Below are 19,069 nucleotides of genomic sequence, written 5' to 3'. Positions count from 1 at the left end.
GTCCCGAGCGGCGTCTACCACGTGTGCGCTGACTTCACCCGTCCGGGCATTCCTGACATCCGATCGCCATGTTGCTTTCACTGGTGTGCGCCGGGACTTTCTCCGTCCATGGTGCATCATTTCATCACCACGCGATCGCTCAGGGCATCACGCGCTCCTGTTGCAGCGCAAGGAGGCCCGAATTCTCGGCGATTTTGCGCGAGGTCCCGCGGGGGCTGTCGTGCGCTGGCGCCTCCCCATCTCGCAGCGTTCATTTCAAATATCCTGCGCTCACAGAACGTTACCCGATACACCAAAATCACGCGTGACTGCTTACATGAGCTGGCGAGCTTGTTGTTTTTTTATTTCGGGAAGGCTCTGTATCGGTTATGCGGGATAAGAGGACGCGCAATCGCGCTTCGCTGGAGTAGCATCGTCCTATGTCGGAGCCCCCTAGTAGCAGTCAGTTGATCCGGATACCCATGGTGCTGGCGCTCGACTGCAGCCCCCATTTTCTGGCTCGTTGCCGGAGGGTTGCAGCGCGGGCTCGCTTCCTCGTCCGCTCCTGCGATGCGGCCTCGGCGTGGGGGGTGGCCGTCCGCCTCCGCCCGCTGGCGATCGTCTTGCCGAGCCACTTGCACGATCGTGCGCCGAAGACCTTCGAGTTGCTCGCGGAGGACGCGGGCGCGCGCCTCGTCGTCGTGGAGTCCGAGCAGCTGCCCGCGGGCGAGCTGGAGGGGCACATCACCCACGCGATCGGCGAAGCGAGCCGCGCACGCGGCGCCTAGAGCGGGTGCGGACGCGGGTTCGTGCGCTGCGGGCTCGGCCGCCAGGCAGGCGCGGCCCGTCGCCGGGCGCCTCGGCCGCGCGCCTCAGTCGACGTGGACACCGGCGGTGAAGTGGAAGCCCCATGTGTGGTCGAGCGGCGGGCCGAGCTCCTCGTCGAAGGGCAGCAGCAGGCCCGTCCGGAGGAACGCGAGGTTGCGCTCGATCGCGAGGAAAGGCTCGATGGCCAGGACGTAGAGATTGCGGGCGACGGCGTGCCGGATGCTCACGTTGTCGAACGTGGGCAGCGCCATCCCTTGCACGCGCACGCCGCCGCCGATGCCGTGGCCGATCTGGAGCTCGACGGCGTGCTGGATCGCGACCTCGTACTCCTTGTTGCGGCCGAGCGGGATGTAGAGCACCGGCTCGAGCTGGAAGCGCCCGATCATCAGCGAGCCGACGTGGGCCTCGGCGCCGAGGCGCGCGTGGATGGGGAGGATGCTCGGGAAGTACTCGTGGAGATCCCAGTACGCCCGGCTGGCGCTGACGGGCTCGTAGCTGGCGTGGTCGTGGGTCTTGCCCGAGAGCGTCGCCAGCCCGACGTCGCCGCCTACCGTGAGCCAGAACGTCCGGCCGACGCGGGCGACGTGATGGGCGCCGAGCGTCACGTTGCCGAGCACGGCGTCGGTGCGCTCGGCCATCGCGAGCCCGAACGGGAGTCGGACATCGAGGAACGTGTGCGGGGCGAACGGCATACGGGCGAAGAGGGCGACCGAAAGCCCGGAGACCTCGCCGTCGCCGCCGGTGAACGAGGAGGTCTCCAGGCCGATCGCGCCACGCCGGCTCAGCGGGACGATCCCCTCGTCGATCGCTCTGCCGCCTCCCGACGCGCGCGCGGGCGGCGGCCCCAGCTCGGCGTCCGAGAGGGACACGGCCCAGGACGCCGGCGTGCTGCCCTTGCGGCCCGCCTCCGGCCCGCCCGCCTTCCGGTCGGGCGGCGCCGAGTCCGAGGGCGGCCCGGCTGCTCCCGGCGCGGTTTGCGCCTCTGCCGGCGCGAGCGGCGAGGCGTCTGGCTCAGGTGCGCCCGCTCCGGGCGCGCCGGGTTCCGGGGGCTGCGGTGGCCCGCCGGGCAACGGCGTCGCGGGCGGCTGCGGTGCGCCTGAGGCAGGCGGCTGCGGTGCGCCCGGCGCCGGCGTCGCAGGCGGCTGCGGTGTGCCCGGCGCCGGCGTCGCAGGCGGCTGCGGTGTGCCCGGCGCCGACGTCGCGGGCGGCTGCGGCGTCGCTGGTCGCTGCGGTGTGCCCGGCGCCGGAGGCGTTCCCGCCGACGCGGAGGGCGCAGGGCTAGCTGCCGGGCGAGACGTCGCGGGCTGCGCAGCAGACGACGCGACCACGAGGGTCGCCGCCAGCCAGGAAAGCGAGGACAAGACCAGGATTCGACGTGGCATCGTGTCTCCTTGGAGCGCGCATCCTATCGTCTCGGCAGGCAGACGCGCTCTGCTCGGGCGAGCGGTGGACGCATCTCCGGCGGCCAGCGCCGTCCCGCGGCCGCCGGTGCCCACAGCGCCCGTGCCATCCCGCAGCGAGACGGGCATGGGGCGACCCGGAGGAATGAGGCGAGCGCTGCGCGGCACCCCGCTGCGGAGCAGCGCGCGAGGCCGGGCCCTCCCGCGCGCCGCTACAGCAGCGCGAGGCCGGGCCCTCCCGCGCGCCGCTACAGCAGCGCGGCGAGAGCGGCCGCGAGCCGCTCGTAGTGCGGCCTGTCGTTGTAGATCTGGGCCGAGATCCGGAGGTGCCGCCGGGGCGACGCGGGCCAGGCGAACACCGGCACCTCGATCCCCCACCGCTCGAGCAGCGCGTCCTGGAGCGGATCGAGGCGCAGCCGGGACGACGGCGCGTCGGGGAGCGGCACCGTCGCGAGCGCGCCGATCATCGCGTCGGGGCTCGGCGGCATGCAGCCGAGCGCCTCGCACAGGAGGTCGCGCGCGGCGAGCGCCGTCGCCCGGTTGTGCGCCTGGAGCGCGGGCCAGCCGCCGGGCACGAGCGCGGCCATGGCGCGGAGCGCGTCCGCGGCGCAGAGCGCCGCGCTGGGGTCGGCCGTGCCGGTCCAGTCGAACTCGAGCAGGAAGCGCGACCTGTCGGTGCGCGGCGAGTTGGCGCCGTGGCTGATGGAGAGGGGGCGGACCGCGCCCTGCCTGTCCCGCCGCACGTGGAGGAACGCCGCGCCCTTCGGCGAACAGAGCCATTTGTGGCAGTTGCCTGTGTAGTAGGCCGCCCCGAGGGCGCGTAGATCGAGCGGCACCATGCCGGGCGCGTGCGCGCCGTCGACCAGGACGTCGACGCCGCGCTCCGCGAGCGCGGCGATCAGCGAGGCGACCGGGAACACGAGCCCCGTCGGGCTCGTCACGTGGTCGACGAGGACGAGCCGCGTTCGCGGCCCCACGCGCGCGAGCACCGCCTCGACCACCTGCTCGGGCGCCTCGATGGGGAACGGCACCGGCGCGATCACGACACGCGCACCGGCGCGGGCCGCGACCGCCTCGGCCGCGTTGTTGCAGGCGTTGTACCCGTGATCGGTGATGCAGAGCTCGTCGTCGGGCCGCAGCGAGAGCGACCGCAACACCGTGTTGACCCCGACGGTCGCGTTGGGAACGAACACGAGGTCGTCGAGGTCGGCGCCGACGAAGGAGGCGAGCGCGCCTCGGGCCGCGTCGAGCAAGGGCTCCAGCTCGCGAAGGAAGAACCGGACCGGCTCACGCTCGAGCCGATCGCGGTAGCGCTGCTGCGCCTCGAGCACCGCGCGCGGGCAGGCGCCGTACGAGCCGTGGTTCAGGAAGGTGACGGCCGGGTCGAGCGACCAGAGCTCGCGCACGGCGGCGGCGCGCGACTCCGGGAAGGCGTTCGGGTTCATGGCGAGGAGCGGGCCCCGAGGAGGCGACGTGCCGGAGGGCCCGGAACAATGTCTCGCGGGCCCCGACCCCTGTCGAGGGGCACGCGAGGTGCAGCTTCCAATCCATGATGGACTGTACCGTCAATGTTGAATCATGGATCAACCATGACCGGATGCCGGCGGCCATGCAGAGCCGGTCAACCCGTCCATGATGGACATCGCGTCCGGCCGTCCCACGACGGACATTGCATCTTCGGTCCCATGATGGACACCGTACCTGCCAGCTCATGATGGACACCGCACCTGCCAGCTCATGATGGCTTGTCATGAACGGGCAGGGAGCAGCGACGGGAAGCCGCCAGCGGCGACGGGCAGGGAGCAGCGACGGGAAGCCGCCAGCGGCGACTGGGAGGCGCCAGCGACGCGCCTCGGCGGGTGTACCGGATCAGCGGCCCGACCAGACCGGGGAGGCGCTGTTCATCTCGAGCGCCTCCATGCGCCGCGCCGCGGGCGAGGGCGGGGCCGCCGCGGCCGCGCGCGCGGTCTTCCGCGCGCTCGCAAGCGCCGAGGCCGCCTGGACGGCGCGCTCCTTCTCCTTGTCCGAGCGGGCGCGCGCCGCCTGCTGCCGGAGCCGGTCCTCCGCTGCCGCGAGCTTCGCCTCGGCCGCGCCGAAGTTGCCCGCGCTCACCTCCTGGGCCGCGTCGAGCTGCATCATACCCGCCTCCATCACCGCGGCGATCGTCTGGGTCTTCTCGTTCTGGTGCGCGGCGACGAGGGCCGGATCGCTCGTCACATCGTAGCTGGCGACCACCTCCTGCACGCGCGGGAGGTTGCCGCTCTCGGCGTCACGGAAGTGGAGCCGCACGCTCGCCAGCGGGTGCGAGCCGGCCGCCGGCGCGGTGACCCGCGCCCGCACGAGCATCTCGCGGTGCTGCCCGCCGAACATCGTGCCGAGCAGCACCCGGAGCGCGTCCCCGGAGCGCTCGGTGCGCTCGTTGGGGACGTCGAGCAGCTCCACGCCGGGCGCCGGGACGATCTCGACGAACGCGCCCGTCGCCGCCGTCGTCTGGAGCAGGGCGAGCTCGCGCTCGAGGACGGAGGACATCTCGCGCGCCTCGGTGAGGTGGTACAGCCGGCCGCTGGAGCCGATGGCGAGCGCGTTGAGCGTGCGCTCGTCGTAATCGGCCCCCACCCCGATCGACGTGACCTGCACCCCGTGCGCGGCGCCGCGCTGGGCGAGCGCTCCAAGGATGTCGGGAGAGGAAGGCCCGATGTTCGCCTGGCCGTCCGAGATGAGCACCACGCGCCGGACGGCGTGCGTCGACGGCGCGGCGAGCGCGTGCTGCTCCGCGAGCTGGAGGCCAGCGAAGAGGTTGGTGCTGCCGTCAGGGCCGAGCGCGGCGATGGCGCGCGCCACCGCGGGGCGCGTCGACCGGCCGAGCACGGTGGGCGAGACGCGCGCCTGCGCGGTGTCGGCGAACGACGCGACCGAGACGAGGTCTCCGTCGGGGAGCCTGTCGACGAACGCCTGCGCGGCCGCGCGCGCGTTCTCCATCTTGGGGCCTTGCATCGAGCCGGAGGCGTCCACGAGCAGCACGACCGCCGCCGGCGCGCGCTGCTGTCCGCGGGCCGCGCGCGCCGCCGGGACGTCGATCCACACGCCGAGCTGCGTCTCGCGCCTCCCCGGCAGCACGAAGTCGCTCGCGCCCGCGGCGCCGATCCACACGCCCTGGTTCCCCGAAGGCCGCGGCTCCGGGCGGGACGACGGCGCCTCGGCCGCCGCCGCGGAGGGCTCGGCCGGCGCCGCCGGGGCCACGGCCACGGCGACCCGCTTCGCCTCCTCCCCCTTCGTCGCGTCCTCCCGAGCCGCTGCGCCCGACGCGGCCGCCACCGCCGCGGCGCTCGTGCCCGGAGGCGCCGCCGCGCTGGCCGTGCAGCCCAGAGCCGCCCATCCCATCAGCAATCCAGCGAGCATCGTCCGCATCGAGAAGCTCCTTCCGCCGCAAGCCATGGCGCGGCCCACGGGGGGACCGCGTCCCTCCGCCGCGATCTCCCGGACCCCGCAGCGCGCGGCTTCTACGGACCGGGCCGAAAAAAGATCTCCGGGAGAGCCCGCGCCGACAGCACCACCGCCGGCGCTCGCACCGGCGGAACGCCGCCGCTCCGCGCCCGGAGCCCCCTCCGAGCACACATCCATGGGTCGTCCCTGCCTGACTCCAGGGCACATCTCGAGATCTCGCGAGATCCGCGACTCCCAACGTCCCTCTGTCGATGGTTCAGGTCTTGCTCATTCACGACCATCGACAGGCGATCGCCGGAGCGCGGCGCCCAGACACGATGCGCCGCACGGAGCGGCGATGCCGGAGGAGGTCGATCCGATGCAACTCGCGCGCAGCAAATCTCCAGCTCTCCTCGCCGCGTTCGCGGCGGTCTTCCTCGCTGTCGGGAGCCTCCTTGCTTTGCCGGGCTACACGCTCACCGGCACGGGCGTCCGCGTGAGGACCATCGGCGTGGTCAACATCGATGTCTATCGGATCAGCCATTACATGGATCAGCTCCCCGCCACCAAGTCCAAGGAGGCTGTCATCGACATGGACACGGGGAAGAAGTTCGTGTGGACGATGCTCCGCGACGTCGACCGCGCGAGCATCGTCAAGGCGCTGCGGGACGCCTATGCGTTGAACCGATACACGGACACGCCGAAGATCGAGAGGTTCGTGGCGGCGTTCAACGGAGACCTCAAGGCGGGAGAAGAGGTCACCATCGCGTACGACCCGGGCGCGAAGACGACCACCGTCACGGTCGCCGGCGGCGGGACGGCAACCGTGGCAGGCGTCGATTTCATGAAGGCCACCTGGCGGATCTGGCTCGGCAAGATCGATCAGCCCACGCTGAGCGACGCCCTCATCGCCAGGCTCCGCTGAGGCAGGCGAGGCCCCGTCAGTCCGCCGGCTTGTCGCGCACCACGAGCACCGACCGGTTCGTGTGGTTCACGACCTTCGCCGCCGTCGTGCCGAGCACCTTGTCGATGCCCGAGTAGCCGTGCGACCCGATGACGATGAGATCCGCGTTCTCCTCGTCGGCCGTCCGGCAGATGACCTCCCAGGCCACGCCGACGTGGATCACGACCTTGGCGAGGAGCTCGGGCGGCACGTCGCGCGCGAGCTGCGAGAGCTCCTCGCGGTCGCTCCGCTCCAGGATCTCGGGGACGCGGGTCGGCGACTCGTTCAGCGCTTCCGCGGGCAGGCTGTGGTGAAGCCCGATCCCGCGCACGAGCACGAGCTTGCCGCCGAGCTTCTGCGCGAGGTCGACGCCCTCCGCGAGGACGAGCGACGCCTTGGGGGAGCTGTCCAGTGCAACGAGGATGGTCCGGGGGTGCTTGAGACTCATGGCGTCCGCCTTTCGTGCGGTGACGTACCGCACCTTCTTTAGCCGACCTGGCGCCGGACGCGCAGCGCATCGCTCGGCGGCGGCGCCCCGCGCCTTCGCGCTAGCCCGGCCGCCTGCGCCGAGCACGGAGGACGGTGCGTCCAGCGTGGATCAGGCCCGGATCGTCACGCCATGGCCTCGGTCGTCCGTGAGGATCTCGAACGCCGCGCGCCGCGCCGTCGTCAGGGTCTCGATCCCGACCTCGCGGCCCAGGCTCTTCCGCCGCAGGGTGACGGTGCAGGCCCCGATCTTGGTGTTCAGGCAATGCTTCACGCCGCCGGGAGGGTTCCTGTAGGCCAGGCCGACGAAATCGCCGGCGGACCCGGAGATCTGCCCGTCGACGCTCAGCCGATCGGTCTCCGTCCGGAAGCGCCAGGTGAAGTAGTCGAACGAGGCGTCGGCGCGGACCGACTGGACGAGCGAGGTGAGCGCGATCTCCTCGCCCCGGTGCCGGAGGACCAGCGGTGTCATGTTCGGCGTCCAGAACGGTCCGACCTTCAGTCGGGCCGTGGCGACCTCGAGGAAGCTGTCCGGGTGGCTGTCGAACCCGGCGACCTGCCCCCAGGCGTAGAGGTCCGTGTGCTTCGTCCCCCAGTTGTGGTTCTGGCTGCCCACCCAGCCCGAGACGTCCACCCCGCGCCCGGCGACGCGGAGGAGGCCGCTGTAGACGGCCATCGGCGCGCCGACCAGCGCCTTCGCCTTCGGCAGCGGGGCGCCGTAGAGGGCCGCGGGGAGCAGCAGGAGAGGCTCCCCGCCGCCCTCGTACGCGAGGTCCCAGGTGATGGCGTCCTCCCCCTCCCCCGCCGCGCCCGTGAGCCTGCCGAGGCTCAGGCGGGCGCCGTCGATGGCGACCGACAGGCTGTCGCGGGCGAAGGAGCAACGCCCGGCGAACGGGACCTCGCGCTTGGCGACCACGTGGCGCCCCGACTCGCCGTCGAAGTAGACCGCCCAGAGCTCACCCTCCGCGGCCTCGGGCCTCCCGGCCGGGCTGAACAGCGTGTACCGGATCCAGAAGGCGAGCGGGCGCGTCGGGTGGTTCGCCCGCTGGAAGAAGCTCTCGTAGAAGCCGCCCCGCTGCCCCGGCCGGTAACGCGCGTGGTTCGCCCGCTCCCGGATCGTCCTCGCCTTCGCGCGCGCCATCGAGCCCCCGCTCCTCCAGCCTAGTGCCCCCGCTTCGACCCGCCGCTGAGAAGATCGCCGATCACCCGCTCCAGATCGTCGAGCGAGATCGGCTTCGCGATCTTCGGGTTGTCCACCCGCTCCACGAACTCGCGCGCGCTCGGCGTGAAGGCGCCGCCCGACATGAAGGCCATCTTCGGCAAGAGCTGCGGGAACCGCTCGCCGATCTCGTCGTACAGCGCCATCCCGCTCATCTGCGGCATCAGGAGATCGCAGACGATCGCGTCGATCCGGCCGCCGCGGTCCCGCAGGAGGTCGAGCGCCTCGTGGCCGCTCTTCGCCACGAGCACCTCGTGCCGCTCCTCGAACGCGCGCGCGAAGGCGTTGAGCAGCATCGGCTCGTCGTCGACGAAGAGGATCGTCCCGCGCGGCGACGCGCGCGGCGGCTCCGGCGGCGGCCGCGGCGCGGGCAGATCCGTCGGGTTGAGGCCGGTCAGGCGGATCGTGAAGACGGTGCCGACGCCGGGCGTGCTCGACACCGTCATCGTGCCGTGCTGCTCCTCGACGATGTTGCGCGACACCCAGAGCCCGATGCCCGGGCGCGCGCTCTCTTCCTTCGTCGTGAAGAACGGGTCGAAGATCCGCTCGACGACCTCCGGGGTCATCCCGCGCGCGTTGTCCTCCACCTCGACGTGGTGGACGCCGGCGTCGAAGCGCGTCGTCACGCGCACCATGTTCTCGTCGCGCGGGCGCTTCGGCATCGCCTGCGCCGCGTTGATGAACAGGTTCACGAACACCTGCGAGAGCTTGCCCGGATAGCCGACGAACGGCGGCATCTCGCCGTAGCTGCGCTCGATGCGGCAGAGCTGGCTGAGCTGCGGGCCCGTCATGCGCAGCGCGAGCTCGATCACGTCGACGAGATCGACCCGCTCGGGCTTGCGCTCGCTGCTGCTCGAGAAGAGGTTGAGGTCCGTCACGATGTCCCGCATCCGCTCGACGCCGGCGAGCGCCTCGTGGCACGAGCGATCGATGAGGTCGATGGCGCGCAGCAGGTCCTCGTACGAGCCCGAGGCGACCGGGCGCGCCGCCGAGACGAGCTTGTGCGCCCCGCTCCGGATCTGCTCGAGGTTCGCCATCACCCACGCCATGGGGTTGTTGAGCTCGTGCGCGACGCTCGCCGCGACCTGGCCGATCGAGGAGAGCTTCTCGCTGTGGAGGATCTGCGCGCGGCGCGCGACCTCCTCGGTGACGTCGCGCATGAGCGCGAGCGAGGCGTCCTCGCCGTAGAGCCGCGTGATCCGGACCGTCATCACCTTGGTCAGGCCGGCGCGCGTCCCGCAGCGGATGGTGGCCTCCCGCGGCGCCTCGGCCCGCGACGCCGACAGCACGAGCGTGCGCAGGGCCGGCACGTCCGCCGCGACCGCGAGCGCGGTGATCGGCCGGCCGATCCACGCCTGCCGCGAGTGACCGAAGAGCGCCTCGAACCGCACGTTCAGCCGCGTCAGCATGCCCTCCTGGTCGATCGTCGCGAGGACGTCGGACGAGAGCTCGACGATCTCGCGGTAGCGCTCCTCGGAGGCGAACAGCGAGCGCTGGGCGTACGCCTCGGCGAAGCGGTGCTCGAACTGGAGCAGCAGCGCGTCGACGGCGCGGAGCACGTCGATCGAGGACGAGCCGTCCCCCTCGGCGTCGTCGTGCGTCGTGTCGAGCACGCCCGCGACCGCGGTGCGGAACTCGGACGCGGCGATCAGGGGACCGCTGATCGAGTACCCGGTCGCGTAGCGCTGCTCGACGAGGTGCGTGATGAACTCGTCGAGCAGCGTCTCGCTGCCGTCCTCGAGGATCCTGGTGAACGCGGCGAGCCAGGAGCGCACGTTCTCCGTGACCTCGCCCACGGGCCGATCGGTGTACCGGCCCCGCTCCGGCGGCAGCGCCAGCACGTTCTCGATCCAGTCGTCGATGAGCTCGTCCTTGTGCCGCTTGCAGAGGTCCAGAAGCCGCCGGCGCGCGAGCGCCATCGACGTCTCCGCGTTGGTCGGCGGCCCGTGGATCTGCGAGCGCCGCTCGCCGTCCCCCCCGCCGCGCGCGCCCCGCGAGTCCGGGACCTGCGAGCGCCGCTCGCCGTCCCCTCCGCCGCGCGCGCCCCACGACTCCGGGATCTGCGAGCGCCGCTCGCCGTCCCCTCCGTTGCGCGCGCTCCGCGCCTCCGGAAGCTCACGCTTGGCTTCCTCGTCCGCTGCCATCGCCGTTACCTGCCGCGGAGGACCTCGCAGCCCATGAACGCCCGGAGCGGCTCCGGCACGACCACCGTGCCGTCCGCCTGCTGGTACTGCTCGAGGATCGCGATGACCGTCCGCCCCACCGCGAGCGCCGACCCGTTCATCGTGTGGACCAGCCGCGGCTTCGCCTTCGGCTCGGGCCGGTAGCGGATCTGGGCGCGGCGCGCCTGGAAGTCGCCGAAGTTCGAGCAGCTCGAGATCTCGCGGTACACCCCCTGGCCGGGCAGCCACACCTCGAGATCGTACGTCTTCTGCGAGCCGAAGCCGAGATCGCCGGTGCAGAGCGCCGAGACCCGGTAGTGCAAGCCGAGCCGCTTCAGGACCTCCTCCGCGTGCGCCGTGAGCATCTCGTGCTGGCGAGCGGAGTCCTCCGGCGCCGAGAACCGCACGAGCTCGACCTTGTCGAACTGGTGCTGCCGGATGAGCCCGCGGACGTCGCGCCCGTGGCTGCCCGCCTCGCTGCGGAAGCACGGCGTGTAGGCCGTGTACGCGATCGGGAGCGACGCGCCGTCCAGGATCTCGTCGGCGTGGAGGTTCGTGACCGGGACCTCGGCCGTCGGGATGAGGTACAGGTCGTACGCCCTCTCCGGGTCGCTCTTCTGCGTCTTGAACAGGTCCTCGGCGAACTTGGGCAGGTTGCCCGTGCCGAACAGCGCCGTGTCCTTGACGAGGAAGGGCGGCAGCACCTCGAGATAGCCCTGCTCGCGCGTGTGCAGGTCGAGCATGAACGAGATCAGCGCCCGCTCGAGGCGGGCGGCGGCGCCCATCAGGACGGTGAAGCGCGCCCCCGAGAGCTTCGCCGCGCGCTCGAAGTCGAGCAGGCCGAGGGCCGTGCCGATGTCCCAGTGCGACTTCGGCGCGAACGAGAAGGTCGGCTTCTCGCCCCACGTCCGGACGACCACGTTGCCCTCCTCCCCCGCGCCCACGGGCACCGACGGGTCAGGCAGGTTGGGCACGACGGAGAGCTGCTCGGTCATCCGCTTCTCGAGCTCGGAGACGACCTGCTCGGCCTCCTTGATCCGCGTCGACAGCGCCTTCAGCTCGTCGCGCTTCTGCGCGAACTCCGGCGATTTCTTGTCGAGGCGCGCCATCGCGTCGTTCGCCGCGTTGCGCTCCGCCTGCCACCGCTCGAGCTCCTGGATGTTGGAGCGCCTCGCGCTGACCGTGGAGGCGAAGTCGTCTCCGAGGCTGGCGGCGGCGGCGGGCGAGCGAAGAGCGAGCGCCGCGCGCACCTCATCGAGGTGCTCCGCGACGTAGCGAGGATCGAGCATACCCCAGGGTTTAGCCGAAGCCTGCACGCGCGTCAGCAGCCGCGACGCGCCGCTCCGCATTCAAAGATGGGCCCGCTCCCCGCCGGGCGGAGCGGCGAGGAGCGGCGTGGCAAGACGCGTCAGGCGCTGGCGCCCAGGCTGCGCAGCACGAACTGGAGGATGCCGCCGTGCTGGTAGTAGTCGACCTCGTTCGGCGTATCGATGCGCGCGGTGACGGTGAAGGTCTTCTTCGCCCCGCCTTCCCCGGTCGCGACGACGTTGAGCTTCTTGCCCGGCGTGAGGTTGTTCGAGATGCCGTCGATCTCGAACACCTCGCGCCCGGTGAGCCCGAGGGTGGACGCGTCCTCGCCCGGCGCGAACTCGAGCGGGAGCACGCCCATGCCGACCAGGTTCGACCGGTGGATGCGCTCGAAGCTCTTCGCGATGACCGCGCGCACGCCGAGCAGCTTGGTCCCCTTGGCCGCCCAGTCGCGCGACGACCCGGTGCCGTACTCGGCGCCGGCGATCACGAGCAGCGGCACGCCCTCGTCCTTGTACTGCATGGCCGCGTCGTAGATCGTGGTCTTCCCGCCGTCGGGCAGGTGCACCGTGATCCCGCCTTCCTCGCCGGGGCGAAGGGCGTTCTTGAGGCGGATGTTCGCGAACGTGCCGCGCATCATCACCTCGTGGTTGCCGCGGCGGGCGCCGTACGAGTTGAAGTCGGCGGGCGCGACGCCGTGCTCGACCAGGTACTTCGCGGCGGGGCTGTTCTTGGCGATGTTGCCGGCCGGGGAGATGTGGTCGGTCGTCACCGAGTCGCCGAGCAGCGCGAGCACGCGCGCGCCCCGGATGTCGGTGAGCGGCGCCGGATCCTTCGACAGGCCCTCGAAGAACGGCGGCCTGCGCACGTAGGTCGAGCCCTCGTCCCACACGAACGTCTGGCCGCCCGGGACCGCGAGCTTCTGCCACTCCTCGTCGCCGGCGAAGACGTTCTCGTACTGCACCTGGAACTGCTCGGGCCGCACGGCCGTCCGGATCGCCTCGTTGACCTCGGCCGAGCTCGGCCAGATGTCCTTGAGGTACACCGGCTCGCCGTTGCGATCCGTGCCGACCGGCTCCTTGAAGAGGTCGGCGTCGACGTCGCCGCGCAGCGCGTACGCGACGACGAGCGGCGGAGAGGCGAGGAAGTTCATCCGCACGTGCTGGTTGATGCGGCCCTCGAAGTTGCGGTTGCCCGACAGGACGCTCGCCACGACGAGATCGTTGTTGCGGATCGTGTCGCCGATCACGTCCGGCAGCGGCCCGGAGTTGCCGATGCAGGTCGTGCAGCCGTAGCCGACCATGTGGAAGCCGAGCGCCTCGAGGTACGGCAGGAGCCCCGCCTGGCGCAGGTAGTCGGTGACGACCTTCGACCCGGGGGCGAGCGACGTCTTCACCCACGGCTTCACCGTGAGCCCGCGCTCGACGGCCTTCTTCGCGAGCAGGCCCGCGCCCAGCATGACCGCCGGGTTCGACGTGTTGGTGCAGGACGTGATCGCGGCGATCACGACCGAGCCGTGGCGCAGCGTGTAGCGCGTGTCGCCCTCGGTGATCTCCGCGGGGCGCATGACCTTCTCGAGCGCCGGGACGCGCGCGGCGGCGTTGCCGGCTCCCTCCTCGAGGAACGCCTTGACCGCGGGCGCGTCGGCCGCGGCGAACTCCTTCTCGAGCATGCCCTGGAGCGAGGCGCGGAAGGTGCGCTTCGCGTCGCGCAGCGGGACGCGGTCCTGCGGCCGCTTCGGGCCGGCGATCGACGGCACCACGTCGCCGAGGTCGAGCGAGAGGGTGTCGCTGAAGACGGGGTCCGGGGTGCTGTCCGTGCGGAACAGCCCCTGCTCCTTGTAGTAGGCCTCGACGAGCGCGACGAGCTGCGCGGGCCGGCCGGTGAAGCGCAGGTACGCGATCGTCTCGTCGTCGACGGGGAAGAAGCCGATCGTGGCGCCGTACTCGGGCGCCATGTTGGCGATCGTGGCGCGGTCCGGGAGCGAGAGCGCGCTCAGGCCGGGGCCGTAGAACTCCACGAATTTCCCGACCACCTTCTTCTGCCGCAGCAGCTGCGTCACCGTGAGGACGAGATCGGTCGCGGTCGCGCCCTCGGGCAGGCTGCCGTGGAGCTTGAAGCCCACGACCTCGGGGATGAGCATCGAGAGCGGCTGGCCGAGCATCGCCGCCTCGGCCTCGATGCCGCCGACGCCCCAGCCGACGACGCCGAGCCCGTTGATCATCGTGGTGTGCGAGTCGGTGCCGACGAGCGTATCCGGGTAGACCAGCGTGCCCTGCCGCATGACGGCGCCGGCGAGGTACTCCAGGTTGATCTGGTGGCAGATGCCCTGGTCGGGCGGCACCACGCGGAAGTTCGTGAACGCCTGCGCCCCCCAGCGGAGGAACGCGTAGCGCTCCTCGTTGCGCTCGAACTCGAGCGCCGCGTTCACCTTCACGGCCGTCGAGGACGCAAACTTGTCGACCTGGACCGAGTGGTCGATCACGAGGTCGACGGGCTGGAGCGGGTTGATCTTGAGCGAGTCGCCGCCGAGCTTCGCGAGCGCCTCGCGCATGGCGGCGAGATCGACGACGGCGGGCACGCCGGTGAAGTCCTGGAGCAGCACGCGCGCGGGGTGGAAGGCGATCTCCTGCGAGGGGCGGGTTTTCGGGTCCCAGTTGAGGACGGCCTCCACGTGGTCCTTGCGCACGACGCGCCCGTCCTCGTGGCGGAGGAGGTTCTCCAGGAGGATGCGGAGCGAGAAGGGGAGCTTGTCGATCGACGCGCCGCCTTGCGCCAGCGAGGTGAGCTTGTAATAGGTGTATGTTTCGGCTTGAACCGTCAGCGTGCTCTTGGTGCCAAAGCTGTCGACCATGCGGCCTCCTCCAACGTCCGGAGCGCCCTTGTAGGCGCCCCGAAGCCGCTAATCTAGTGTTATGTGCGCGCGTTTCACCCTCGCCGTTCCGGACTTTGCGACCCTCATCGCGCTGCTCGAGTCGTCCTCTGGCGGGGGCCGAGCAGGCGGCGGTCCGGCTCGGCCGATTGCCGCTGATCCGGAGATAGCGGCAAGGTTTCGGCCTCGTTTCAACATCGCACCTGCGACCGTCCACCCGGTGCTGCGCGCTCGGGACGGCCGGCGCGCGCTGGAGGCGGCGACCTGGGGTTTCCTGGGTCGATTCGCGAGGGGCGGCGCCGGGCCTTCGCTCCTGGCCAACGCGCGGGCGGAGAGCGCGCGGGCGAAGCCGACGTTCCGCGAAGCGTTCGCGGCGCGCCGCTGTGTGGTGCCGGCGGACGGCTTCTACGAGTGGACCGGGCCCAAGGGCGCGCGGCGGCCCACCTGGTTCCACCCCGCGGAGGGCGGGCTGCTCCGCCTGGCGGGGCTGTACCAGCCGGCGAAGGACGCCGACACGGGGGAGCCCGACCTCCGCTTCACGCTCCTGACCACCGAGGCGAACGCCGACGTCGCGCCGATCCACGACCGGATGCCGGTCCTGCTGGGCCCCGGGGACGTGGACCTCTGGCTCGGCCTCGGTGACGGCGCGGACGCGGATCGGGCCGAGGCGCTGCTCCGGCCGGCGCCTCGCGGCGCCCTCGCGGCGCGCGCCGTCTCGCCGCGGGTCAACTCGGTCGCCCACGACGACCCCGCCCTGCTGCAGGAGCTCGCGGCGGAGACCGCCGCCCCGAAGGCCGCTTCTCCGAAGGCCGGCGGCACGCTTCCGCTGTTCGATCTCGATGGCGGCGCGAGGCCCGCCGTCCCCTCCGGCCGGACCTCGCGCCGCTGATCTGCGGCAACGTACGTTGATGTGCGCTCGTGACGGTCAGCGCGCGGAGGCGCTGCTCGCGCGACCGCCCTTGCGGCCCGTGCGGCTGGTCTTCGCCGGCCGGCTCGCCTTGCGCGCGGGCGCGGCTCGCCCGGTCTTCGTGGGCGGCGTGGCCGCCGCCTTCTTCCGTCCGGTCGCGGCGGTGCGGCGCCCCTTCTGCGCCCCCCGCGCCGGCTCGGCGCGCTGCGTCGACGCGCGCTTCGGTGCGCGCTTCGCGGGTGGACGCTTGGCCGCCGCCTTGCGCGCCTGCGGCTTCGCTGCGCGCGCGCGGCGGCCGGCGGCGGGCATGCTCTTCGCGACGTTCCGAGCGAGGAGCGCCTCGACGTCGCTCTCGCGCACCTGGCCGAAGCGCATGGCCAGGCGGCTGCCGAGCTCCTCGAGGCGCTCGGCGCCCATGGCGCTCTCGACCTGGGGGAAGAGCTCCTTCTCCTCTTCCTCGACGTGGTGCTGCACGAGCTCCTTCAGCACGTCGAGCCTGGCGTGAAAGGTTTCGTCACCCGGCTCGGCGCTGAGCAATTTCTGCAACATGACGTCGACGAGCGCGTGCTCCTCGTACGAGGTCGGGATCAGGGGGGAGGCGCCGAGCGCCTCCCGGCTCTCGGGATAGAAGAGCTCCTCCTCGATGGCCGAGTGGCTCACGAGGGTCGCCACGAGCTCGTCGCGGAGCGCGCTGATCTCGTCGTTGTCAGCCTGCGACATGCGCTCGAAGAGCTCTTCGACTTCCTGGTGATGCTCCTTCAATAGGTCGGTCGCCTTCATGCGGGGACTCCTCTCACGGAATGATGAAGCGCCGTCGAGGCGCTTGGCCTGTGCGGTCTGCGGGGTTTGCGCGAAGCATGCCAGGCGCCTTCCGCGCGCGAAGCGAGCGCACGACGCGCACGCGCGGGCGCGGGCGTACGTCGATCGGCCAACCCGCGCGGGGGCGTCACGGCGCGCGCGACGCGGGGCGTGCTGCCCCGCAGCGAGGCGTCATGGCACCGCTGGAGCGTGATCGCGCGCGGCCTGCGCGATGTCGCGGACGCCTTCGCCCGCGCAGGGCGCCGGCGCGCCGCCGGGCGCCGTCAGCGGGCTCTCCCCGGCTCGCAGGCGCGGGCGTGCGTCGATCGCGCGCGCCTCAGTTCGCGCCCCATACGTTGAGCACGGCCGCCGTTTCCGCGTCGATCGTGGCCGGCTCCCGTTGCGCCGCGGGCGCGCGCACGGACAGGTCGAACGTCACGGTGCGCCGGAAGAGCGACACGGTGGCGAGGGGCATCACCTCGCGACGGTTGAAGGCGCAGGTCGGGTCCACGTCGAGGTCACAGAGAAAGGGGGGAACGCCGAGTCGACCCGAAAGCACGAGGTTGCCCCAGCGGGTGGAGTAACGATCGCCGAGGGCGGCGATCTGGGGGCCGCGCTCGACGCCCTCGAGGCCGGAGGCGACCGCCGCCAGATCCTTCCCGAGCGGCTTGCGGGCGAACGACAGGCCGAGGGCGGCGATCGCCGTGCGCGCGACGTCGATGATCTCGGTCGGGGCAGCGACGCGCTGGCCGGCGTACAGATCACCGGGAAAGTGGACATAAAGCGGGAGCGTCAGGACGGGCTCTTGGAGGTCCATGCCCTCGCCGTAGAGCGCGGCGTCGGAGCGCCCGCTGGCCAGATCGCCTGTCACGATGAAGAGGGTGTCGTCCCACAGGCCAGCGGCCTTGAGGGTCCCGATGAGGTTGCCGAGGGCGCGGTCCTGGCCGGCGAGGGCGATGGAGAAGAGGTCGCGGATCCGGTCGCGATCCTCGGGGCTGAGCACATCGCGGCGCCGGCTCCTCAGCCTGGCCAGCACCTGGGCGGCGCGGCGCGGCTCGACGGGGCCGGCGTAATCGGCGGGCTTGAGGGCGTTCAGCTCCTTCGGGCTGACCTCCCAGGGCGGATGGCCGCCGCGCGCGTGGACGAACGCGAGGAGGCGGTTGGAAGCGTCCTGACGGACGGTCTCGCTGATCCAGGCGGCGGCGGCGTCGATCGGGGTGGTGGCTGGCTCGCCGCTCGTCGGGGGATGCTCGAGGACCCGGGACCAGCCGGGCCCGAAGCCGAACGCCCGGAAGGTGGTGGGGACGCCGGTGAAGAACCCGGTGCGGATGCTGCTGTCGCTCGCGATGGCGCCGATGGTGGTGACATGGGCAGGGAGGCGGGCCCCGGTGTCGGCGACGGTATGGGCCGGCGGCGGAAGACCGGTGAGCAGCGACGCGGCCACGGCGGACACGACCGTGCTCGGCCCCCGGTGGTGATCGAACGTCGTCGCCGACGTCGCGAGCTCCGAGAGCGTGGCGAGGTGCGGCTCCGGACGACCGCTCCAGGGGGGCAGATCGGGCCGCTCGACCCCGTTCATGGCGACGATCACGACGGCGCGCGCGGCGGGCACGGACGGAGGAGGCTCCGGCGATCCGGCGAGGACGGGGTCGCCGAAGAGGATGCGCCCGCCGCGGGCCGCGGCGGCGGCGCGGAGCTCGAGGGAGATGAGGGACCCGGCAAAGGGCGCGAGCGGCAGCTCGACGTCAGTCCAGGCCGCCTTGTCGCCGCCGTCGACGTGGACGCGCTGGATCACGAGCGGCTCCTGGCCGTCGCGGAGGACGCGGATCTCGGCGTCGCCTTCTCCTGAGCCCAGCGCGCCGATGGCGGCGCGGAGGCGGGTCACCCTGGAAGGGCGAAAGGCGCAGCGGACCGCGCCCGGCGCGCGCAGCGCGATGGACCGGTGGGGGACGCCCGACAGGGCGGCGGCGGGCGCCACGACGTCCCGCAGGGTCGGGGGGCCGTACGTGGCCGGGTCCTCGTCGGGGATGCCCACGCGCACCCAGTCGACGTCGGCGAACGACTCCCCCTGGCGGAGCCGGCCGGAGAACTGGAGCGTGAGGGTGTGCAGGCCGGGATCGGCGGGGAGCGTGGTGGTCGGGGTCGAGGCGATGCGGATCTGGTCGCGCTGGAGGCGGAGCGTTCCGAGGAGCTGATCGTCCAGGGAGACGGTGGCGTACTTGGAGGTGAGCCCGACGGCCCGGGCGGACACGAAGATGGGGCTCGCGGACGGCAGGACGAACGTGAGCTTGATCTGCCGCTCCGAGATCCGCGCCCAGGTGGATCCATCGTGCTCGACCGCCTGGATGCCGGTGGGCACGGTCCCTTGCCACGCGAAGCGGCCGATGAGCGCGTTCGCGCCGGTATCGAACAGGAGCCCGCGGTGCTCGAGATCGCAGCTGGGCAGCTCGTCGATGAGGTGTACGACGTCGCGCGCCGGCGGCGGAGGCGCCGCCTGCGGGCTCGCGGACGCCGTGGCCGGGGCGCCGGCGGGCAGATCCCGGGTCGACGACTCGCACCCGGTGCAACCGGAGAGGAGCGCGGCCGCGGCGGAGACGAGCGTGAGCGCGGAAGCGGAAGCGGAAGCGGAACGGCGGGTTCGGATCACGCGGGCGCGCACGGGGCGTCCTCTACCACGAGCGGGGTCCCCTGCCTGTGGCTGGGCACCCCGGGGCGAGCGCGGGCTCCTCGATTGCCTGGAGGAG

General features: G+C 72.1%; 13 protein-coding genes. 3 read left to right on the top strand and 10 right to left on the bottom strand.

Annotation, left to right across the window (positions count from 1 at the left end):
• Nucleotides 1-446: 446 nt before the first annotated feature.
• The gene (locus POL72_RS39085) at nucleotides 447-767 is read left to right on the top strand and encodes a hypothetical protein (RefSeq protein WP_272101952.1); all 321 of its coding nucleotides are present in this window, start codon (nucleotides 447-449) and stop codon (nucleotides 765-767) included.
• Nucleotides 768-851: 84 nt separating this feature from the next.
• Here the strand turns inward: POL72_RS39085 and POL72_RS39080 are convergent, their stop codons facing one another.
• The 3 genes from POL72_RS39080 to POL72_RS39070 form a co-directional block, all read right to left on the bottom strand.
• Nucleotides 852-1,676, bottom strand: coding sequence for a hypothetical protein (locus tag POL72_RS39080; protein ID WP_272101951.1), 825 nt, complete (start codon nucleotides 1,674-1,676; stop codon nucleotides 852-854).
• A 779-nt stretch (nucleotides 1,677-2,455) separates the two neighbouring features.
• Nucleotides 2,456-3,652, bottom strand: coding sequence for an aminotransferase class V-fold PLP-dependent enzyme (locus POL72_RS39075; RefSeq protein WP_272101950.1), 1,197 nt, complete (start codon nucleotides 3,650-3,652; stop codon nucleotides 2,456-2,458).
• Nucleotides 3,653-4,076: 424 nt separating this feature from the next.
• A complete protein-coding gene (locus POL72_RS39070; RefSeq protein WP_272101949.1) occupies nucleotides 4,077-5,615 on the bottom strand; it encodes a vWA domain-containing protein in 1,539 nt (512 codons plus the stop codon).
• A gap of 394 nt (nucleotides 5,616-6,009) precedes the next feature.
• Between POL72_RS39070 and POL72_RS39065 the strand changes: the two genes are divergently transcribed.
• Nucleotides 6,010-6,555: a chalcone isomerase family protein gene (locus tag POL72_RS39065; protein ID WP_272101948.1), complete on the top strand. Its 546-nt coding sequence runs from the start codon at nucleotides 6,010-6,012 to the stop codon at nucleotides 6,553-6,555.
• Nucleotides 6,556-6,571: 16 nt separating this feature from the next.
• Here the strand turns inward: POL72_RS39065 and POL72_RS39060 are convergent, their stop codons facing one another.
• The 5 genes from POL72_RS39060 to acnA all read right to left on the bottom strand — a co-directional run bounded on the left by POL72_RS39060 (nucleotide 6,572) and on the right by acnA (nucleotide 14,602).
• Nucleotides 6,572-7,021 carry a universal stress protein gene (locus POL72_RS39060; RefSeq protein ID WP_272101947.1) on the bottom strand — a complete coding sequence of 150 codons (450 nt, stop codon included), beginning with the start codon at nucleotides 7,019-7,021 and terminating at the stop codon, nucleotides 6,572-6,574.
• Nucleotides 7,022-7,171: 150 nt separating this feature from the next.
• The gene (locus POL72_RS39055; protein ID WP_272101946.1) at nucleotides 7,172-8,200 is read right to left on the bottom strand and encodes a hypothetical protein; all 1,029 of its coding nucleotides are present in this window, start codon (nucleotides 8,198-8,200) and stop codon (nucleotides 7,172-7,174) included.
• 20 nt (nucleotides 8,201-8,220) lie between these two features.
• Entirely contained in the window at nucleotides 8,221-10,422 is a 2,202-nt protein-coding gene (locus POL72_RS39050) for an ATP-binding protein (protein WP_272101945.1), read from the bottom strand.
• A gap of 5 nt (nucleotides 10,423-10,427) precedes the next feature.
• Nucleotides 10,428-11,729, bottom strand: coding sequence for a serine--tRNA ligase (gene serS / locus POL72_RS39045; protein WP_272101944.1), 1,302 nt, complete (start codon nucleotides 11,727-11,729; stop codon nucleotides 10,428-10,430).
• A 119-nt stretch (nucleotides 11,730-11,848) separates the two neighbouring features.
• Nucleotides 11,849-14,602, bottom strand: a complete 2,754-nt coding sequence (acnA, locus tag POL72_RS39040) for an aconitate hydratase AcnA (RefSeq protein ID WP_272101943.1) — start codon at nucleotides 14,600-14,602, stop codon at nucleotides 11,849-11,851.
• Nucleotides 14,603-14,663: 61 nt separating this feature from the next.
• Here acnA and POL72_RS39035 point away from each other — a divergent pair, with 61 nt between their 5' ends.
• The gene (locus POL72_RS39035) at nucleotides 14,664-15,509 is read left to right on the top strand and encodes an SOS response-associated peptidase (protein ID WP_272101942.1); all 846 of its coding nucleotides are present in this window, start codon (nucleotides 14,664-14,666) and stop codon (nucleotides 15,507-15,509) included.
• Nucleotides 15,510-15,545: 36 nt separating this feature from the next.
• Here the strand turns inward: POL72_RS39035 and POL72_RS39030 are convergent, their stop codons facing one another.
• Together POL72_RS39030 and POL72_RS51425 are read right to left on the bottom strand one after the other, a co-directional pair.
• Nucleotides 15,546-16,307, bottom strand: a complete 762-nt coding sequence (locus POL72_RS39030) for a hemerythrin domain-containing protein (protein WP_272101941.1) — start codon at nucleotides 16,305-16,307, stop codon at nucleotides 15,546-15,548.
• 355 nt (nucleotides 16,308-16,662) lie between these two features.
• Complete coding sequence (locus POL72_RS51425; protein WP_272101940.1) at nucleotides 16,663-18,972, bottom strand: sulfatase-like hydrolase/transferase; 2,310 nt, start codon at nucleotides 18,970-18,972, stop codon at nucleotides 16,663-16,665.
• Between the last annotated feature and the right edge of the window lie 97 nt (nucleotides 18,973-19,069).

It is taken from the genome of Sorangium aterium (assembly GCF_028368935.1).
Lineage (GTDB): Bacteria > Myxococcota_A > Polyangia > Polyangiales > Polyangiaceae > Sorangium > Sorangium atrum.
The sequence above is the reverse complement of the archived record's forward strand: the minus strand, read 5'-3'. Positions and strand labels throughout refer to the sequence as shown.